The organism is Archangium sp., assembly GCF_036388035.1.
Classification (GTDB): Bacteria; Myxococcota; Myxococcia; order Myxococcales; family Myxococcaceae; genus Archangium.
In genome coordinates, this window is sequence record NZ_DASVSO010000660.1 from 1 (window position 1) to 3,835 (window position 3,835).

Below are 3,835 nucleotides of genomic sequence, written 5' to 3' on the forward strand. Positions count from 1 at the left end.
GCGCCAGCTCGAGCACCCCGTGGCGCCGTTGCTGGGCCCGGGCAGCCTCTACGGCGCCGCCACGGTGCCGGCGGATCCGGACGGGGTGGTGCGGGCCGTGCCGCACCTGGTGAGCTACCGCTCGCGAGAGGGTGCCCGGCACGTGCTGCCCTCCATGCCACTGGCGGCGGCGATGCGCCTGGCGGGCACGCGCCAGCTCCGCTACGCGGACGGCCGGCTGTACGTGGGAGACCGGTTCTCCATCCCCCTGGACGAGTCCGGCTACAGCCTGGTGCGCTGGGACGCGGCGGAGGTGGGGCGAGGCGCGCGCGGCTCCGTGGCGAGGGCCATCCCGGCGTGGAACGTGCTGCTCAACCTCTTCGCGGTGCGCGAGGGCGTGCCGCCGCGAGCGGTCCACGACATCGAGGGCCGCGTCATCGTCTTCACCAACACCTCGCGCCAGGCGCTGGACTTCAAGCACACGCCCATTGGCGAGTACACGCCCGCGGGAGCCGTGCTCGCGCAGTCGCTGGTGAACCTCCTTCAGTCCGAGGGCATTACCCGCGCCACGCCGAAGCTGGACCTCTTGCTGACGCTGGGGGCCGCGCTCGTCGGAGCCTTCATGGCGCTCACCTACAACCGGGGCCTGCGCTCCTTCGGTGACGTGCTGCTGTACCTGGGCACGATGGGGGTGGTGGGCCTCGTGCTGGCGGGAGTGGCCTGGTACCTCTTCGTCAACAAGCTGCTCTGGGTGGCGATGGTGGGCCCGCTGCTGGCCATGGCCCTCACCTTCATCTTCACCATCGTCCAGGCCTCGCGCACGGAGCGGCAGCTTCGCCACTTCATCACGGACGTGCTCGGCCGCTACGTGAGTCCCGAGGTGGCGCGGCTCGTCACGCGCGACCTGCGGGTGCTGACACGGGCCGAGCGCCGCGAGGTGACGGTCTTCTTCTGCGACATCGACGGCTTCTCGCGCCTGTCGAGCGAGCTGCCCCCGGAGAAGGTGGTCCAGTTCCTCAACGACTCGCTGACGGAGATGACGGACGTGGTGCGCTCCACGCGCGGCCAGGTGGACAAGTACCTGGGAGACGCGGTGCTGGCCTTCTGGGGCGCGCCGGTGCGCACGGAGCGCCACGCACACCTGGCCTGCGAGGCCGCGCTGAAGCTGCGGGCGGCGCTGCAGGAGCGCCACACGTACTGGGAGAAGACGTACGGCCAGCGCCTGCAGTGCCGCATCGGTATCGACAGCGGCGAGGTGCTGGTGGGCGGCATGGGGAGCGATCTCGAGGCCAAGTACTCCGCCATGGGCGAGGCGGTGAAGCTCTCCATGTTCCTGGAGGGGCTCAACCGCACCTATGGCACCTTCGTATTGGTGGGAGACGGCTCGGCCCGGCTGGCGCAGGACTCCTTCGTCTTCCGCGAGGTGGACCGGGTGCGGCTCAAGGGCCGGACCGAGCCCGCGCGCCTCCACGAGCTGGTAGGCCGCAAGGGGGAGATCTCCGCCCAGGTGCAGGAGCAGCTCGCCCTGTACGAGCAGGCGCTGACGGCGTACCACCAGCGGCGTTTCGACGAGGCGTTGGCGCTCTTCACGCGCGGCGTGGAGGCCTACCAGGACACGGTGGCGGGGGTGTACGCCGAGCGCTGCCGCAAGTTCACCTCGGCGGCGCCCCCGGAGGACTGGGACGGCGTGTTCGCGTCCGAGGGGAACTGAGCGGGGCTTGGGCTGCCCTGGCAGGCGTGTCTGTTAGACCCGCTCGAACTTCACGCCCAGGGTGCCTACGCGCTCCAGGGCGACCTTGATGTCCTCGGAGACGATGAGGGCGACATCCCACCCGTCGAGGCGGAAGACCTTGGCGCCGCCCACCTTGGCTGGGTCGATACGCAGGTCGCGCACGGAGGCATACTGCCCGACCTTCTCCGGCACTCCGTCCTCTTCCGTCCAGAGTTGGATGCGAGAGACTTGCTCGTCGATGCAGCGGACGAGGCGCGTGGCTACCAGGATGAAGTACGAGTCCAGCTGACCTTCGATGTCCACGGGAATGAGCTGGACGTCGTCGGGCGCTTGTTCCGTGAACACGGAAGCCACTTTGGCGTGAACGACAGGAACAGCCAGCCCTGCCTGGGTGAAGTCCAGCGGCCTGCCCTCGTGCTCGATGGGAACCTTCAAGCGCCCTTCGATGCGCACGGACCGTCCGTCCGTGAACTGCCAGCAGTCCTCCACCTCACGCCCCTGGCTGTCGGTGGGATTGTCCAGGTGCCAGCGTCCAGGGGCAGAGACATCGTCGAACAGTCTGAAGAAGTGCTGGGGCATGACAGCTACCTAGCGCGGTGCACCCTGGATGATGAGTTGGTTGAGTTCCGTGCCTGGCGTGGCGATCTCCCGGGCCAGCCTATCGAGTGCCATCGTCAGCACTGCCCGGCACTCCGTGATACTGCGACAGCTCTTCGTCGCCCTGAACAGCTCATCGTAGACGATCTGGTGGTAGCGCTCGGGATGAGGTCCCTTGTGGCCCTCGATAGGCACCGTGTTCTCCACGTCCTTCATCCTCATCCCCGCCTTGGCGAAAATCTTCTGGAACCTCGGTGTCCAGGGGCCCCCGCGCAACGTGGACTTGCTGTTCTCGATGGTCGCGATGTGATGGAGGTCAACGCGGCCGCCGGTGCTCTCTCCCTGGGCGGCCATGGCCGTCGCCCCCGGTGGCAGGGAGAAGGTGACGGCCTCGGCGGTGACAGCCACCGTCTGCACTTCCGCCACTGCTGGCAGCCAGAAACCTCCCTGCTCCGCGGCCATCACTGCCGCGGGGGCCGAGCCAGGCAGTTTCGGCACCGTCGTCGCCAGCCCCGCTGCCGTGTTGCCAATGGCCGCTGTGGCCAGCATGGCGAACGCACGCGCCGCATTGCGGCCCATCACCTCGCCGTACCGCTCACCCGCCTCACGCAGCTCGTTGAACGTGGTGGCCCGGTCCGCTTCCTCCATCAGTCGCTTGAAGCCAACGATGAGAGTCCAGAAGGTGTCCACGCCCACATAGGTGATGAGGGTTGCGGTCATGACCGCCGCGAGGCCCTTGGAGACCGTCACGTCGGGCACTGCGAGAAGGACCATGTAGGTTGTCCACGTCCAGAGAACCGCCGCCACCATGGCGTGTGGGTCGGCCATGCCCTTGAACGCTTCCAGCAGCTCGTCCAGCACGGCGCCCTTGGTGAGGGCCAGGGCCAGAGCGAAACGGCTGTCGCCGGTGAGGGTGGGGCTTTCCGTCAGCAGGCGCAGACAGTCTCCGCGCCTGCCGGTGCGCTCGCACCAGCTCAGGTAGGAGCGCGTCAACTCCACCGCCGCCGTCGGTAGCTCCTCCTCCAACTGTTCGTCCAGCCCGAGAGGGGTGATGCGGCGGCTGTGATGCTCGTACTGGTACGAAGCGCTGCGTGCGTCCACCTCGAGGAGTTGCCGGGCCGCCTCTTGGGGCCGGGCGGGAGGACGAATGCTCCTGGCCAGCTCCGCCACGGCCTCCTCGAACGCGGCGCTGTCCAGTTCCACAGGCTCGACCTGGGAGCGCGGGGTAAAGACGAGGGGGTGGGTCCGGCCCGTGTCCAGGCGCACGACCCGAGGGGCGGTACCACACCCGACCAGGAGCACCAGCAACACGGTCGTGCAGCAAGGCTTCAAGGGACTCCTTCTGACCCTGGCGTCCCCTGATGGGCCGCCAACATGAGGGGCTACCCAAAGGGTCTGGCAAGGGACCGGAGCGGGTCGACTCCTCGAACTCAGCCCTCCGGATCTGGCTCGTCGGGGTGGCCGAAGAGCTCGACGATGGGCTTGTCCTCGGCGATGTGCTCGGCCACCACGCGGCGCATCTTCTCC

The 3,835-nt window shown here is 68.2% G+C and carries 3 protein-coding genes; 1 reads left to right on the forward strand and 2 read right to left on the reverse strand.

Annotated elements, in window-relative coordinates:
- Positions 1 to 1,690 (forward strand): adenylate/guanylate cyclase domain-containing protein (locus tag VF697_RS26945; RefSeq protein ID WP_331099591.1); only part of this gene is annotated, 1,690 nt, incomplete at its 5' end.
- Positions 1,691 to 1,723: 33 nt separating this feature from the next.
- On the opposite strand, the gene VF697_RS26950 is transcribed toward VF697_RS26945, so the two are convergent.
- Both VF697_RS26950 and VF697_RS26955 read right to left on the reverse strand, forming a co-directional pair.
- Positions 1,724 to 2,290, reverse strand: a complete 567-nt coding sequence (locus VF697_RS26950; protein WP_331099592.1) for an imm11 family protein — start codon at positions 2,288 to 2,290, stop codon at positions 1,724 to 1,726.
- 9 nt (positions 2,291 to 2,299) lie between these two features.
- Positions 2,300 to 3,640 (reverse strand): AHH domain-containing protein, encoded by a 1,341-nt coding sequence (locus VF697_RS26955; RefSeq protein ID WP_331099593.1) that lies wholly within the window; start codon positions 3,638 to 3,640, stop codon positions 2,300 to 2,302.
- Positions 3,641 to 3,835 lie beyond the last annotated feature (195 nt).